This window comes from Empedobacter falsenii (assembly GCF_013488205.1).
Taxonomy (GTDB): domain Bacteria; phylum Bacteroidota; class Bacteroidia; order Flavobacteriales; family Weeksellaceae; genus Empedobacter; species Empedobacter falsenii_C.
The window spans coordinates 224297-241782 of sequence record NZ_CP040908.1 but is presented as its reverse complement, the minus strand read 5'-3'; the positions used below and the strand labels follow the sequence as shown (position 1 = coordinate 241782).

At 30.3% G+C, this 17486-nt stretch carries 10 protein-coding genes; 4 read left to right on the top strand and 6 right to left on the bottom strand.

The window, feature by feature from the left end:
* Positions 1 to 5: 5 nt before the first annotated feature.
* From FH779_RS01160 to FH779_RS01145, 4 genes are all read right to left on the bottom strand, one after another.
* The gene (locus FH779_RS01160) at positions 6 to 869 is read right to left on the bottom strand and encodes a helix-turn-helix domain-containing protein (RefSeq protein WP_180905764.1); all 864 of its coding nucleotides are present in this window, start codon (positions 867 to 869) and stop codon (positions 6 to 8) included.
* A gap of 228 nt (positions 870 to 1097) precedes the next feature.
* On the bottom strand, positions 1098 to 1841 hold the full coding sequence (gene deoC, locus FH779_RS01155; protein ID WP_180905763.1) for a deoxyribose-phosphate aldolase: 744 nt from the start codon (positions 1839 to 1841) through the stop codon (positions 1098 to 1100).
* A gap of 9 nt (positions 1842 to 1850) precedes the next feature.
* Complete coding sequence (locus tag FH779_RS01150; protein WP_180905762.1) at positions 1851 to 2324, bottom strand: Lrp/AsnC ligand binding domain-containing protein; 474 nt, start codon at positions 2322 to 2324, stop codon at positions 1851 to 1853.
* 27 nt (positions 2325 to 2351) lie between these two features.
* The gene (locus tag FH779_RS01145) at positions 2352 to 3299 is read right to left on the bottom strand and encodes an endonuclease/exonuclease/phosphatase family protein (RefSeq protein WP_180905761.1); all 948 of its coding nucleotides are present in this window, start codon (positions 3297 to 3299) and stop codon (positions 2352 to 2354) included.
* A 352-nt stretch (positions 3300 to 3651) separates the two neighbouring features.
* Here FH779_RS01145 and FH779_RS01140 point away from each other — a divergent pair, with 352 nt between their 5' ends.
* On the top strand, positions 3652 to 5862 hold the full coding sequence (locus FH779_RS01140; RefSeq protein ID WP_038330781.1) for an NADP-dependent isocitrate dehydrogenase: 2211 nt from the start codon (positions 3652 to 3654) through the stop codon (positions 5860 to 5862).
* A 57-nt stretch (positions 5863 to 5919) separates the two neighbouring features.
* Here the strand turns inward: FH779_RS01140 and FH779_RS01135 are convergent, their stop codons facing one another.
* Positions 5920 to 6333, bottom strand: a complete 414-nt coding sequence (locus FH779_RS01135) for a CBS domain-containing protein (RefSeq protein ID WP_180905760.1) — start codon at positions 6331 to 6333, stop codon at positions 5920 to 5922.
* Between the two features lie 303 nt (positions 6334 to 6636).
* Here FH779_RS01135 and FH779_RS01130 point away from each other — a divergent pair, with 303 nt between their 5' ends.
* From FH779_RS01130 to FH779_RS01120, 3 genes are all read left to right on the top strand, one after another.
* A complete protein-coding gene (locus tag FH779_RS01130; protein WP_180905759.1) occupies positions 6637 to 9063 on the top strand; it encodes an alpha-2-macroglobulin family protein in 2427 nt (808 codons plus the stop codon).
* A 104-nt stretch (positions 9064 to 9167) separates the two neighbouring features.
* Positions 9168 to 11534: a hypothetical protein gene (locus FH779_RS01125; protein ID WP_180905758.1), complete on the top strand. Its 2367-nt coding sequence runs from the start codon at positions 9168 to 9170 to the stop codon at positions 11532 to 11534.
* Positions 11535 to 11664: 130 nt separating this feature from the next.
* Positions 11665 to 14028: a TonB-dependent receptor domain-containing protein gene (locus FH779_RS01120; RefSeq protein WP_180905757.1), complete on the top strand. Its 2364-nt coding sequence runs from the start codon at positions 11665 to 11667 to the stop codon at positions 14026 to 14028.
* A gap of 44 nt (positions 14029 to 14072) precedes the next feature.
* Here the strand turns inward: FH779_RS01120 and FH779_RS01115 are convergent, their stop codons facing one another.
* Positions 14073 to 17456 carry a hypothetical protein gene (locus tag FH779_RS01115; RefSeq protein WP_244958000.1) on the bottom strand — a complete coding sequence of 1128 codons (3384 nt, stop codon included), beginning with the start codon at positions 17454 to 17456 and terminating at the stop codon, positions 14073 to 14075.
* Between the last annotated feature and the right edge of the window lie 30 nt (positions 17457 to 17486).

Sequence of the window (17486 nt, the reverse complement as noted above, 5' to 3'; positions counted from 1 at the left end):
ACTATTTAATTCGGAGTGCTTTGTCTGAATTTAGTCGGAGAAATCCCCGTGTTTTTCTTAAAAAACGCAGTAAAATTGGTTTCTTGAAGGAAATTGAGTTCCAGCGCAATCTCTTTTATTGACATTTTTGAGTTGACTAATAAAATCTTTGCATTTTTCATCAATTCTTCAACAATCATTCCTTTTGCTGTTTTTCCAAAAACGATTTGAGTTGCTTTATCTAACCTTCTTTTTGTAATAAAAAGTTTATCACTGTAAAAAGATACTTGTTTATTTTCCTTGACATTTTCTTGCAAAAGTTTTTTGAATTTTGTCGCAAGTTCTACATCAAAATCATCTTGTATAAATTGGCTTTGCATATCAAATGTTTCCATTTGACCATTGATAATAATACGTTCCAAAAGATTATGAGCAAGCTTCATATCTAATTCATTTTCGAATGCAGTAAAGAAATATTGCAAATAATTAGCCTCAAAAATTGGAGCAGAACAAATTGTATTCTCAACAATATTTATAATATCTCGCGAAAAAAGTGTAGAATTTTCTAACTTCAAGTTCTCTTCGATTGATTTTGAATAAAATTCTTGTTTAAAAACAATATAATAAGCATCAGTACGAGTAGTTTGTTTCACAAATTCTTGAGAGATATTGGGAGCTATAAAAAGAAAATGGTTTTTAGGAATCGAATATTCTTTTCCATTTATTTTATGAACAAATTTTTTAGAACCAGACCAGATTATTCCAAAATACTCATCAACAGATAACTCTTTTCTCAATTTTTCTGTATGTAGGATATCATTCAATTCAAATGCAGTTATACCTACATCAAAAACCAAATTATTATAAACTTTACGATTATTCAACAACATACGTCTATACTATTTTATCAGTGTTATCAATGCAAAATCACGACCTTTTTTAACCAAATTAATTGATTTAAATCAAGTTATAATTTTAGTGCTCCAAAAATAATAAAATACAATATGCTATTTAAGTATTTTAAAAAATTAACTAAAAAAGAAAGCTTATTTTAAATGAATAAAAAAAAGTCTCAATAAATATTGAGACTTTTAAATGTATTATAATGTAGAAATTTTCTAATAACCTTTTGCTCCTTGCTCTCCTTTTACAATCGCTAAAGCAGATGATGTTCCAATTCTTTTCACGCCTAAAGCGATCATTTTTTCAGCTTCTTCTGTCGTGCGAACTCCGCCAGAAGCTTTCACTGGAAGCGAACCTGAATTTTCAAGCATCAATTTAATAACATGCTCGTTTGCTCCATTTGGTTCTCCATTTTCAGTTTTATAAAAACCTGTAGAAGATTTTACAAAAACTTTTGATGCATTTTCTTCACCTGCTTTCTCTAAAACAGTATCACGAATTAATTGTGTTATACCAACAATCTGTTCATCTGTTAAAGCAGCAGTTTCGATAATCCATTTTACAACTTTACCTTCACGCAATGCGACTAATGTTGCAGCTTCTACTTCTTCTTTTACTTTATCACTATCACCTTTTTTGAACGCTTCGTAGTTTACTACAAAATCTAATTCATCGGCTCCATCAGCAATTGCTTTTTGCGCTTCTCTCAACTTTTCATTCAAATCGTAAGTCCCTTCAGGAAAACCAATTACAGTTCCCAAAACAACATTCGATTTTTTCTCATCCAATAATTCACGAACTGATCTTACATAATCAGGACGAATCATTACCGCATAGATATCATTATCAATAGCTTCTTGTGCTAACTTATGCACCATCTCTAATGTATCAGAATTCGAAATACCTGCTTGTTCAGGTGTTTTAAGATACGTCGAGTCTAAATATTGATTAATATTCATCTTTGTATATTAAAGTTTTATTTGTCTATCTATTGGTTGCTCCAACGAAATTATAGTTTCTGTACGTGTAACGCCATCAATTTGCTGAATTTTTTTGTTCAACACATTCATTAAATGTAGATTATCACGACTCAAAATTTTAAGGAAAATCCCGTAATTTCCCGTTGTAAAATGAGCTTCCACTACTTCTGGAATCTCTTCCAAAGCTTTCACAACTAATTTATAAGAAGAAGGTTTGTCCATAAAAACACCAACAAATGACATCGTTGAATAACCTAAAATTGTTGGATTTACAATTACTTTAGTTGAATCAATCACACCAGAAGCTTCTAATTTCTTGATACGTTGATGAACTGCCGTATTTGATATACCTAATTCTTTTGCTAATTGCGAAACAGGCATGTTAGCATTGTCCATAAAGGCATTCAGAATCAACTTATCGATTCCGTCAATCTCAACCTGACCATTTTCGTGGATTCTCACCTATTCTTAAATTATACTGCTACAAATTTAATATTTTAAAATGGTATAAACGGGAAAATGATCGCTATATCCACCGAAATATTTTCTACCAAGAAAAGTTCTGAATGGCGAACCTGTAGATTTTCCGCCTGTATTCTTCAAAAAATCAGCATCAAAAATATCTGTTTTTATATATTCTAAATTTGTGTGAGAAGTAAAAAATCCTTTCGAAAAAATCTGTTGATCGAATAACATCCATTGTTTCTTAAAGATCATCGAACCTCTTTTATACGATTGTAGACTGACCATTGGATTGAATAATTCGTTTCTGTTTATTTCTTCTTGTTTAGAACGAGTATCCAATTCATCAATTAAGTCAGAATTTGTTGGAGCATCATTAAAATCTCCCATCACAACAATTTTTGCCGAATAATTTTCGGTTAACAAATCGTTAATTCTTTTTCGAATCGTTTTAAAAATATGTTGACGTTTTAATTGATTGATTTCTTTATCAATTTTAGAAGGTAAATGAACAATAAAAAGATGAATAATTTCGCCAACTAAATTTCCTTTCACATATAAAATATCTCGTGTATAAGATTTTGTATCATACTGATCTTTAAAGATAAATCTAATTGGTTCGCTTTCTAAAACTTCAAAAAATTGTTGACGATAAATTAATCCAACATTTATTTTTCTTTCGTCTAATGATTCATATAAAAGTGTTTTATAATCGCCATCTTTCAAAAAATCATTTTGAATCAAATCTTCTAAAACTTCTTCATTTTCAACCTCAGCCAAACCAACCAAATATGGCAATTCATTTGTTTCTAATTTACCAATTTTAGAGATGCAAAATGCAATCTTATTCACCTTTGTATCATAACGATTATCTTTCCATTTGATAAAATTACTGGGCAAAAAAGATTCGTCTGAAGATTTAGAATAAAAATTTTCGACATTATAAAATGCGATTGTCGCTAAATTTTGTTTCAAAAGAATTGTTTTCTGCAAAATTAAGAAAGAAACTAAGTGTATAAAAATTGGTTTCTTAAAAAGAATTAAATAGACAGCTCTTTCAAAAGTGAAATTATACATGAAGTTGAAAAAAAAAACAGTCAAAAATTATCAACTTGAACAATTTTGTTTCAATAAATTATCAACTTGACTACCTATCAAAAATCATGTTAAAAATTATACTAAAATTAGTGTAAATGATTGATTTATGGTCAACTTAATCTGCTAAATATTGTATATTTGCAAAGTTTGCAGTTTCTGCATTCAAAATTGAAAAAATGTATTTTTAATTGACTATTATTAAAATAGTCTCAAAAAAATTTAAAACATAATGTCAAAAATTCATTACACACTTACGGATGAAGCTCCGATGTTGGCAACTCACTCATTTTTGCCAATCGTACAAGGATTCACGAAAACAGCTGATATTACAATCGAAGTTCCAGATATTTCTTTAGCTGGACGTATTTTAGCTAATTTCCCTGAATTCTTAAAAGAAGAACAAAGAATTCCTGATGCTTTAGCAGAATTAGGAGCTTTGGCGACTACTCCGGAAGCAAATATCATTAAGTTACCTAATATTTCGGCTTCTGTTCCTCAGTTAGACGAAGCGATTGCAGAATTGCAGGCGAAAGGTTTTGCTGTACCAAATTATCCAGCTGAACCAAAAAATGAAGATGAAAAAGCAATCAAAGCTAGATACGGAAAAGTTTTAGGTTCTGCTGTAAATCCAGTTTTACGTGAAGGAAACTCTGACCGTCGTGCACCGAAAGCTGTTAAAAACTATGCAAAAGCTAATCCTCACAAAATGGGAGCTTGGGCTACAGACAGCAAAACAGAAGTTGCTTACATGAAATCCGGTGATTTCTATGGTACTGAAAATTCAACTACGTTAGAAAACGCAACTGAATATACAATCAAATTTTACGGAGAAGATGGTTCTGTACAAGAATTAAAATCAGCAGCGCCTCTAAAAGCTGGAGAAGTAATTGATTCTTCTGTAATGAACTTAAACTCTTTAAGATCATTTGTTCAAGAAGCGATTCAAGAAGCAAAAGATAAAAACGTATTATTGTCTGCTCACTTAAAAGCAACAATGATGAAAGTTTCTGATCCTGTTATTTTTGGAGCTATCGTTGAAACTTTCTTTAAAGATGTTTTCGTAAAATATGCTGATACTTTCAAAGCATTAGATATTAATCCGAACAATGGTTTAGCAGATTTATTCGAAAAAATAAAAGGTCAACCTCAAGAAGCAGAAGTTAAAGCTGCAATTGAAGCTGATTTAGCAAACGGACCACGTGTAGCAATGGTTAATTCTGATAAAGGAATCACTAACTTCCACGTTCCTTCTGATATTATTGTTGATGCATCTATGGCTGCATTAGTAAGAAACGGAGGTAAAATGTGGAACAAAGATGGTGCTGAAGAAGATACTGTAGCGATCATCCCAGACCGTTCTTACGCTGGTTTCTACGAAGCTGTTGTAGACGATATGAAAGCAAATGGAGCATTAGATCCTACAACAATGGGTTCAGTTCCTAATGTTGGATTAATGGCTCAAAAAGCGGAAGAATATGGTTCTCACGACAAAACTTTCCAAGCTCCTGCAAACGGAACAATCAAAGTTGAAGACGCAAACGGAAACACTTTATTAGAGCAAAAAGTTGAAACTTCTGATATTTTCAGAATGTCTCAAACTAAAGACGCTCCTATTCAAGACTGGGTTAAATTAGCGGTTAACAGATCTCGTTTATCTGATACTCCAGCAATTTTCTGGTTAGATAAAGGAAGAGCTCACGATCAACAAATCATCAAAAAAGTTGAAAAATACTTAGCTGATCACGATACAACAGGTTTAGATATTCGTATCATGGACGTTAAAGACGCGATGAAAGAAACTTTAAGCCGTGCAAGAGAAGGAAAAGATACTATTTCTGTTTCTGGTAACGTTTTACGTGACTACTTAACAGATTTATTCCCAATTTTAGAATTAGGAACTTCTGCTAAAATGTTATCTATCGTTCCATTAATGAACGGAGGTGGATTATTCGAAACTGGTGCGGGAGGATCTGCTCCAAAACACATCGAACAATTCGTAGAAGAAGGTTACTTACGTTGGGATTCTTTAGGTGAATTCTTAGCATTACAAGCTTCTTTAGAGCACGTTTCTCAAACACAAGGAAATGCAAAAGCTCAAACTTTAGCTGATGCCTTAGATGAAGCAAATGCTAAATTCTTAGCAACTGACAAATCTCCAGGTCGTAAATTAGGAACTATCGATAACCGTGGTTCTCACTTCTATTTAGCAATGTATTGGGCAGAAGCGTTAGCAAATCAAACAAAAGATGCTGATTTAGCTGCTAAATTTGCTCCTGTTGCAAAAGCTATGGAAGAAAACGAAGCAAAAATTAACGAAGAGTTAATCGGAGCGCAAGGTAAACCTCAAGATATTGGTGGTTACTACAAAGCAGATTTTGCTAAAACAACTGCTGCAATGCGTCCATCTGCAACATTAAACGCAATTGTTGACGGAATCTAATTAATTTCTAAGAAATAATTATTCATAAAAAGCCTTGCAAATGCAAGGCTTTTTCTTTTAATATTGTTCTAAAAGATACTTTACTAAATCAGTTGTAGTTACAATTCCAACAACCTCATCATCATCAACTACTGGCAAAGAGTGAAAACTCTGTTCTGATAGGATTTCTGCAACATCTTTAATATTTGTATCAGGAGAAACAGTTAACGGTTTTTTTACCATTACATCTTTTAATTCGTATGTATCATAAATTGCATTTAAAGCATTTTGATCCATTTCTCCAGCTCCATATCCTAATTTAGTAACATCATTCTTACTAATAACTCCTGCTAATTTAGCTCCTTCAGTTACAGGTATATGACGAATATTGTATTCTTTAAATAATTCGTTCACTTCACTTATTTTTTTATTCGTAGGAACTGCGATTAAAACTTTCGCCATAATTTGAGATACTGGTACTCTTTGTTTCATTTCTTTTTATTTTGATTGATTAACTTTTCTACAACAAATTTGAACATTAAATAACTCATTCAAAATGATATGCGATAGTTAAAAAGAAAATAAAATTTCGTAAATTAAATAGTTTCTCTCTTCAAAAAAAGAAACAAATCTCTAAACATATTAAAAAATTATTGTATAAGTGAAATAAAGTAATTAATATTTAATAATTATTGGATTTTAGTATGAAGGAAAAATTCATTAACAAAAATTAACATTATTCGAGAAGAAAAATCATCATTCAATCAAAAGTTATGATAAACTTTAATAAAAAGTATGAATGAAAATCGTCTAAATAATGATAATTTTAAGAGTTCAAATTCATTCTATTTGATTAATCATTCTCGCATGAAATATATTTATTTACTCGCATTATACTTTTGCTCGATTACAACTTTTGCGCAATCAAAATTAGAAACGGCTATAAAAAGTCTGAATACAAATTACGCTCAAGAAAAAGTCTATTTATTATTTGATAAAGAAGATTACATTGCTGGCGACAATATTTGGTTCAAAGCTTATATATTAAATGGCTACAAACCGAGCATAATTTCTACAAATCTTATTGTTGAATTATACGATAAAGACAAAAAATTAGTCGACCGAAAATTGGTTCCTGTTGTGAACGGAGAAAGTGATGGAACACTGAATACCAAAAACGAAAACGAGGAAGGAGTTTACTTTGTAAGAGCCTATACGACTTACATGACTTTTTTTTCGGAAGAATTTCAACATATTAATCAAGTTAAAATTTTCAATCCAAATTCTAAGCTAAAACTTGTTCCAAATCCAAATTTAAAATGGAATGCGAAAGCTTTTGCGGAAGGTGGAAATTTTATTCAAAATCAGACAACTAAATTTGCTGTAAGACTAAAGTCAGACGGAGATTTACCAAAAAAATGGAATGGTTTTGTATTTGAGAAAAATAATCCTGCCAATAAAATTACAACATTTGATAATTTAGATGAAAACGTTGCGACTTTTGCGTTAAGAGCAGAAGAAGGTAAATCTTATCAAGTGCAATTGAATGACGAAAAAGGCAATCAGCAAATTATTGATTTACCCGAAGCTAAAAAAAATGGGATTCTGATGAAAGTTGTTCGAAATAGCAAAGATATTGTGATTCAATTGAAAAGTATCAATCAAGAAAATCCTTTATTGAATTATAAAATTATTGGAACAATTAACAACGAACTTGTGATGAGTTCTCAGATTGTAAAAAGTGTGGAATCGGTTTCGACTTATGTTCCAAAAGAGGTTTTAGACAATGATAAAGGCATTTTGAACATTGCCATTTTCGATGCAAATGATATTCAAGTTGCAAATCGTTTGATATTTATCAATCCAAAAGAAACATACAAAAAACCAGAAATTTCTTTCGAAACAACAACAAATCCTCGCGAATTAAATACAATTAAGGTAAAGTATCCTGAAGAAATTAATTTTTCGGCTGTTATCAAAGATCAAAAAAATAATGATGACGATAATTTAATTTCTGCGATGTTGTTGACGCGAGATTTTAGTTCGAAAATTAATCATCCGGCACAATATTTTAAAAATAATGAATTTTCAGAAAATCTTGATGCACTTTTAATAACAGAAAAATGGAAAAGATTTAATTGGGAAGATTTAGTGGTTGGAAATATTGTAAAACCTACTATTGACAATGAGCGTAGATATCTTTCGTATAAAGTAAAAGCGTACAATAATGGAAGAGAATTGAGTAATGCATCCTTGAGTATTATCTATAAAATGCAAAATAATGGAAAAGAATTTGCAACGCTTGATACTGATTATGAAGGAAACTTCGAGATGAATAATTTGTTTTATTATGGTCCAATGGCGATGAATTATTTCTTGAATTCGGAAAATGGAAAATCTGCCAATAATGGAACTTTAACTCTATCTGTTGTACCCAATTATAAAAGCACAAGTTATAAATCTAAATTGCCAGCAACGCCTTATTTATTAGAAGAAATCACGAATAAAGAGGAAGTCGAGAAGCAAAATACGTATAAACAGAACATCAAAATTATCAATGATAAAAGTATTCGCCTGAAAGAAGTTGTTGTAAAAGCGGATAAAAAATCGAAAACTGAGAAACTAAATGAAGAATTGAGCGGAGGAATGTTCAAAAACATAAACGAAACTGTGATAGACTTTGTAAACGAATCTCAACCAATAGAAGGTTATACAAATATTATGGACTTTTTAGCTGGACGAGTTGCAGGATTAACGGTTTCTAACGGAGTTCCTAAAATCAGAAATTCTGAAGTTGCAATTTATTGGAACGAAATGAAAATGACTTCAGATAATTTAACGAGTATTAATCCTAGAGATATTGCAATGGTAAAAATTTTCAAAGGCGCTGGTTTACTTGGAAATGCAATTGCAATTTACTCGAAACGAGGAAGTGATGCGCCAGTTGATAACACACCGATGTTACCAAATAATTTAATTCAGATTGGTGGTTACAATCAATCGCTGCCATATTTTAGCAATGATGATTACGAGTCGCTTTACAACGATGTTCCAAACGATATAAGAAGTACTTTATTTTGGAATGCAAACTTGTTTTCGGAACCTGGAGAAAACACAGATATAGAATATTTCAACAATGATAAACCAAAAGATTATCAATTAACCATAATTGGTTTCGACGAAAAAGGAAATCCTGTTTATTATGAAGGAAAAATAAATTAACCAAAAAACCTCGAGAGATTCTCGAGGTTTTTTGGTTTGTATAATTTACTATTTCAAAGTATTGATTATTTTCTTATCTTAACATAACCAAATAATTAATATAAATGAAATTCTATTTTCTCATTATCATTTCGATATTTTCATTATTTACAAAAGCACAAACCAAACTTGATTTAGCTATTAAAAATCTCGAAGAAAATTATGCGCAAGAAAAGATTTATATCTTATTTAATAAAGAGGATTATATCGCTGGTGAAAATATTTGGTTTAAAGCATTTGTATTTGATGGATACAAACAAAGTAATATTTCGACTAATCTTTTTGTCGAATTATATGACAAGAATAAAACTTTAATCGATAAAAAACTACTGCCAATAATTAGTGGTCAAAGTGATGGAAGCTTTATTCTTAAAGATGATTTAGAAGAAAATGTATACTACTTAAGAGCCTATACAACTTACATGACTTATTTTTCTGAAGAATTTCAATACATAAAACCGCTTTTAATTTACAATCCCAAATCTAAATTAAAATTAGTTAAAAATAATGATCTAAAATGGAACGCTTCTGTTTATCCTGAAGGTGGAACATTTATAGAAAATCAGACAACTAAATTTGCTGTGAGACTTAAATCTATTGGAGATTTACCAGAAAAGTGGAATGGTTTTGTTTTCGAAAAAAATAATCCTTCAACCAAAATAATTAAATTCAATAATATTGATGAAAATATTGCTTCGTTTTATTTACGTGCAGAACCAAGTAAAACTTACCAATTACAAGTAAATGATGAAAATGGAAATCAACAAATTATTGATTTACCAATTGCTAAAAAAGATGGTATTTCATTTAAAGTAATTAATGAAGGAAATGAAATTGGTTATCAACTAAAAAGTATAGGAATTACCCAACAATTATTAGGGTATAAAGTTATAGGTGCAATTAATAATACTATTGTATATTCAGTAAAATTCACCAAGAATATTCAAACTATTTCTCAAAAAATTCCACATACAAGCTTTAGTGAAAATAGCGGAATTTTACAACTTTACGTTTTTGATGCTAATGATAATATGGTAGCTCAACGATTAGCCTTTATCAACAATAATAAAACATTATCAAAACCTATCCTCAATTTTGATACTAATAACGAAGCAAGAACAATAAATACTATTACATTAAAATCTGAAACTCCTCAAATTTTAGCAGCTGTCATCAATGATAAGACTAGTCATAGTAATAATTTTCTTTCCTCTCTTTGGTTAACCGAAGATATTATAAATCCTATCTACAATCCAAATCAATATTTTGAGGAAGAAAATAATCAAGAAGCATTAGATGTTTTATTAATTTCAGAAGAATGGAAAAGATACAATTGGCAAGACCTTATGAATAATTCTAAAAAAATACCAAACACTAATTCGAGTTCATATTTATCATATAAAGGAAAAGCTTATTTAAATGGTCTAGATTTAAAAAATTCAGACTTAAACCTTTTCATAGAATATCCTGGTTCAGAAAAATTTTTAATTCCTACCTCAACAGATTCTAACGGAAATTTCGAATTGAAGAACCTTATTTCCTATGATAACTTTAATGTTTATTATTATTTAAATAATCAATCTCAAAAATCTAATAAAGAAGAAAATAAACTAATTTTATCTATTCTACCTTTATATAATCATACAAAATTCAACTCTAATCTTCCAATTACTGATTATATCTTAACAGAAATAAAATCAAATGAAAATCTTACTGAAGAGAAAACACAAACTGAACAAATTAAAATAAATAAAATTATAAATGACAAAAGTATTCGTCTAAAAGAAGCTGTTGTAACAGCTCAAATTGTTTCAAAAACAGAAAAATTAAACAAAGAATTAAGTAGTTCAATGTTCAAAAGTATTAATGAAACAGTAATTGATTTTGTAAACGATAATAAAAACGCAAATGCATATAATAATATTTTTGATTTTTTAGCTGGAAGAGTAGCTGGGTTAACAACAAAATTGGAGAATGGAGTTGTAACTCCAACCATTAGAAATGGAAAAGTGACAGTATATCTTGATGAAATGCAACTTTCTAATGAAACTCTTAGCAGTATTAATATGAATGATATTGCAATGGTAAAAATATTCAAAGGATCTGGTTTACTTGGAAATGCTATTGCTATCTATACTAGAAGAGGTTATATGGGGGATAGTTCTTCCTCAAAATCACCTAATGTTTTATCTGTAAAAGGTTATGATAAAACTGCTTCTTTTCTAAGTAATGACGATTACGAAACTTTATATAAAGATATTCCTAATGATAATAGAAAAACTCTTTACTGGAATCCAAATTTAATCTCAGAAACAAATAAAGAAACAATTATCGAATATTTCAACAACGATAAACCAAAAGATTATCAATTATCCGTAATTGGTTTCGACGAAAAAGGAAATCCTGTTTATTATGAAGGAAAAATAAATTAAACCAAAAAACCTCGAGAGATTCTCGAGGTTTTTTGGTTTAATCAAATTCGTCGATAATATAGTAGGGTTTGTCGATTTTAAAGTTCAAAAAGAATCGATTTGGAGAATATTTGTTTAAAATTAATTCAACATGAAAACATTTATTCAACTTATCATTTTATTTAGCTCAAGTTTTCTATTTGCTCAAAATCACACACTAACAGGAGAGGTTATGGAGCAAAACAAAGCGCTTCCTTATGTTGACATTATCTTATCTAACCAAGACACAATCATCAATTTAACAACAGATGAACTTGGGAAATTCGCTATTGAAGCAAAGAAAAATACATACAAATTTGAAATCAACTATTTTGAAGAAATTGTTTTTCAGAAAGATATTCAATTGAATAATTCTATCGATTTAGGAAAGATTGAAATCAAAACATCTACAAACTTGAAAGAAGTTGTCGTTGGAGCTGAAAAGAAAATCATGGAACGAAAAATCGATCGGTTTGTTTTCAATGTAGAAAACTCTACTTCAGCTGCTGGCGGAACTGCAATGGATGTTTTGCGCGTCACTCCTGGTTTGAATGTAACAAATGACAATATTGCGGTTTCTGGAAAAAATTCTGTAATGGTTTTGATTGATGACAAACCAACTTATATGTCGCAAACAGATTTGATTAATTATTTGGAAAGTATGAGCGCTTCTGATATCTCAAAAATTGAAGTCATTACGACTCCACCTGCAAAATATGAGGCAGAAGGAAATAGTGGAATTGTAAATATTGTAACAAAAAAAATAAAAAATAATAGCTGGAATTCCACTATTGGAGCATCATATACGCGAAGTAAAAGAAACACAGAACGCTACAATGCAGCTTACAATTTACAAAAAGATAAATGGACAATTCAGACTTCGTTGAATGCTGGAGATAGAAGATTTCTAAGAACATGGAACAACGAATTATTTTTCTCCGATGCGCGCAGACATAACATTTCTTACACAGATTATATTAATAAATATCTTGGAGGACGATTCTCTGTTGATTATAAATTAACCGATAAATGGACAATTGGCTCTAAATTTTCGTTCAACAATTCGAAATATAATTCAGAAAATCCACAAGAAATGTTTTTCAAGAATTTAGCAAACGAAGTTTATCAAACAAATAAAGGAAATTCATTCGAAAATGGTAAAACAAATCAATCTTTGGTCAATCTTTATTCAGAATTTGCACTTGATTCATTAGGTAAAAAGATTTCGTTTGATGCCGATTACGCCAATTATTCATCTCCAATGAATAGAACTTATGCAACCAATTCTTACAAAAATAATCAGTTAATAGAAGATTCTTTTTTTGGTGGAAAAAGTAATTTAAACAATCGTATTGAGAATTTTTCGTCAAAAATTGATGTAGAACTTCCTTTAACAAATTTCAATTGGAATTTCGGAGCTAAATTTTCGCAATCAAAATCAAATAATTTGGTTGAAGCATATAAAGCAGACGAAAATTACAACTATACATTTGATAAAAATTTGTCGAATCTTTTCAAATACAAAGAAAATAACGAAGCAATTTATTTGAACGGAAGTAAAAAGTTTGGAGAAAAATGGCAGATGCAAGCCGGTTTGAGATTAGAAGCAACACAAACAGAAGGTTTTTCGAGAGAAAATAATCAAACGAACAAAACAGATTATATCAAATTGTTTCCGTCATTTTATTTGTTGCATACTTTTGATAAAAACAAAAGTTTAGGAATTAATTATTCGCGTCGCATCAATCGTCCAAATTACGAAAGTTTAAATCCTTTTCGAATGATACAAAACGAATATGTTTACAACGAAGGAAATCCTTTCTTGAAACCAGCTTTTACACACAATTTAGAACTTACTTTTACTTACAAAAAGTTTGATACTCGACTTTATTATTCAAGTTTGAGAGATGGTGTCAATCAAGCTTCAATCATTGATGAGAACACAAAACATAATACTTTTGTTTGGATGAATTTTGTAGATTCGGATAGCTTTGGTTTGAGCCAAAACATAACTATAAATCCTACAAAATGGTGGTCAAGCGTTACTACTTTTGAAGTTTCTTATTCGAGCTCAAATGTTGCAATTTCTTCTAAGCGATTCAAGGGTTGGTCGAGTTCATTATTTTCGACAAATGATTTTACACTTAATCAACAAAAAACAATGTTTATTAATTTGATTTATTTTCAAAATTTTGGAGAAACTTTCCAAAATTATAAACTAAAACCTTATGCACGTTTCAATCTTTCGTTCAAATATTTGATGTTAGATAAAAAATTAGAATTGAGTTTGAATGCAACAGATATTTTCAAAGCGCAAGAATATTTATCGCAAAATAATAATGGAATCGTACAAACTTTTGCGAATGTTTGGGATACTCAAAGCATAAGAATTGGATTGAATTATAAATTTGGAAGTAATAAATTATCCGTAAAAAATCGCGAAACTGGAAATCAAGATGAAGTAAATAGAATGTAAAAAAAATAATAAAAGACGATTTTATAAAATCGTCTTTTATTATTTTAAAACCTCGCTTGCACTTGTACACTTCCCGTATGTATTGGTTTATTTTCTTCGGTTTTTCGTCCATCATATGAAATATTCAATTGCAAAAAACTTGTGATTTGTCGTTGAATTTGCAACTGCCAAACAAAATTATTTCCAGCGCGCAAACCTTCCATCATTTGGTTTCCAACAACAGATTCTTGATTTCCAATAAATTTATTGTTGATAAAACTAAAACTTCCCAACAAACTCATTTTATCCGAACTATTCCATTGAATTTCTGTTCCTAAATCCGACTGATTTAATTGCTCTTCACCCGAAACATTCTTCTTATTTTGATAATTATAAAACAATGACGCAACAAGATTTTTTTCTGTTTGATAAGTGATTTTTGGTGATAAACGAAGATTATTTAACTTGTATCTTCTACTCAAAAATAATTCAGAATCGCTGTTAATCACCATATATTCGGTATCGAAACTTACGATTAAATCTTGCAAAATTTTGTAACGCGTTTGCAACAAATAACTGTCCGAATCACGGTATTCAGAACCTGTGTAAACATACGTTTTGGATTGTTGTTGATTGTAAATAAAATTCGACGACCATTTATATTGTGTCCCTTGATTAAAGAAAATCGACGAACGAATACTTCTTGTTTTGCCTAAAATTTGAGCCGAATTCGTAAAAGGATTCCATTCCAAGGTCGTTCCCTCCTTTCGCAACGAATTACTTGCCGAGATATTTTGTTGAAACATCCAACGATTCCAAAATTCATTTTCGGTATTGAAAACTTGTTTTGGACGAAAACGCAACGTAAAATTGAATTGATTTTTATTCGTTTTCAAATACTCGATTGTGTTCGTATAAACGCGAATATAATTTGCCTGATCAATAAATTCTGCCACTTCAAACTCATCAATTTGCTCAATTCCATCACCGTTATAATCTGTCCATTTGTAAATTCCCATTCCATCCGAAACTTTTACGTACTGAAATTCACGCTGCGGCTCTACTCCACTTCCAACTTCATAATCTACATTTAACTGTAAACCTTGATTGAAAAAAGCTTTGTACCACTTCACGCTTCCTGTCATAAAATCTTCGTTCGGCGCATCTAAAAATTGATAATTAACTCGTCTATAATGGAAATTTAAACTTAATTGATGATTTTGTTTTTGAATTAAAGTTGAATTAAAAATAGCACCTTTACTTTGTTGAATATTTTGCCAAGTTCCTAAACGAACCGAATCGTCTTGACGTTGATAAACCGTCAAATCAATTTTATGTCCAAGCGAATCTACAAAACCTCCTTTCAACTGAAATTCATTCCATTTAAAACTCAAATCAGATTTTTGATTTTTTGTCAAATCATCCATGTCATTATTTTCACCCCAAACTCTCGCTCCAACCCAAAATTTATTTCCAATTTTTCGTTTTCCATCTATCATATAACGCGCGAAATTGGTATTTTGAGGCGTTGCTTTTGTTGATAAAATATTTGCTTGCGCAACGATTTCATCTTTTTCAGTTTTGTAATTGGCATCAAGTTGATTTCTCAAACCTTTGTACAAACCAGTATTTTCAAGATAATCGAATTTATATTGCGCATTAAATTTTTCTTTCCAAGATGAATTAATTTTCGCTGTGATAAAATTCTGATTAACACCACTTAATTCTTGATCTAAATTAAAATCTCGAGCAAATTCAACAGCTCGTAAACGCTCGGCACTTTTATAATTTTTGTTGATAAAATTCCATTCTGCATAAGGTGTAATTTTCCAATTTTTGAAAGAAAATGTTTTTTCACCATAAACACGAGTTGCTAAACCAGAATTGTTTTGATCATCAATCGAAGAAAATAAATTTTGATCATAATTACTCAAACCTAAATTAAAACCAACATGTCCATTATTTTTCAATTGATATTGACCATTCAACGTATAAATCTGCAGTTTTTTAGGCGAAATTAATTGCTTTATTGGCTCATAATCACCTTGTAAAACGCCAGCAATTGCTTCGTTATATTGAAAAACTTTTCCATTCTGATTCGCATTTATTTGTCGATAATTTCCTTGATTCGCACCAACATACGTGAAAGCCACTTGATACAATTCATCATTTGGATCTGTCGAATATTCGAAAATATCTAACCCATTTTGATTTACTTTTCGATACAAAATTTTATTCGAATCATAAGTCGTTTTTTCAGCAGAAACGGTGTACATTTTATCTGGATCATTTCCTGCATTTGCTAAAATTTGCTTTTCAGTATCTGTCAAATCATTTCCAAGTGAATTATTTTTCGAATCTCCTTGAGAAAAGAAAAAACCTGACAATTTCAATCGTTCCGATTCATATTCCGCGCCGCCATAAAGTAAAACTTGCGAATAATTTCGAGAATTGTACAAATACTCCACGTTAATGCGTGTATTAGCCGTAATCAATCGGTTGGAAGTAAAAGAAATTTCGCCCGTATTGTAATTAATCACATAATCATTTTGCTCGCCACGCTCTAACAAAACACCATCTATATAAACCTTTTCACTTCCCGAAATAATAATCACATACAATTCGTTATTTTTTCCAGAAAGCCTGTAAGGACCTTGATTTCCGTCTTGTCCAACAAAATTAACGCGCATAAATTCGCCTCGTGTAATACTTCCCGAAGCAAAAATATTGGTAGACGATTTTTCGCCTTTCAACTGAGTTGATAATTGTAAACCTGTTACTTTTTGATTGAATGGATTGAAAAAATCTCGTTCTTGATTCGTATTAATATCAATATGACCAGCTCGAATTTTTGAGTTTTTACTCGCTAATTCAATGTAAACTTTGTCAAATTCTTGCAAATTTTGCGTGTATCCATCCGATTCTATTGGCACATTATTATCCGCAATTGCTGCATTTACTGTAATATCGTCCGATAATTTTCCAGACAATTCCAAATCCAAAGAAGATTGCACAGACGCACTTTGATTATTTCCAAAACGAATTCCACGAACCATCGAACCTTTGCTATTCAAACCATCAAAAACATCTTTGTTCGCTTGTTTAGAATTCGGTTCTATTTGATGAAAAATATCAACTGGTTTCGCATCGTTGACAATAATGTTCGGATTTTTAGCATAAAAAACAGATTCGGCTAATTTTGGATTAACGAAATACTGAATTTTCACCATTTGTTTGGCGATTGATGAATTGAAATAAACTTCGTTTCGTTCGAAATTTATCGTATAAAATTCTTTTAAAATTGGATTTCCTGTTGAATCTAAAATTTGAAATTTTTCGGATAAAATTCCTTTATTTTGCAGTTTTATCGTATCAGAAAGTTGAACAGAATCTTGTTTAAAATTAGGATTTTTCCACCCAAAATGTTGAGCAAAAACAAAACTGCTCACTAACCAAAAACATAGAAAAAATAGAATCCG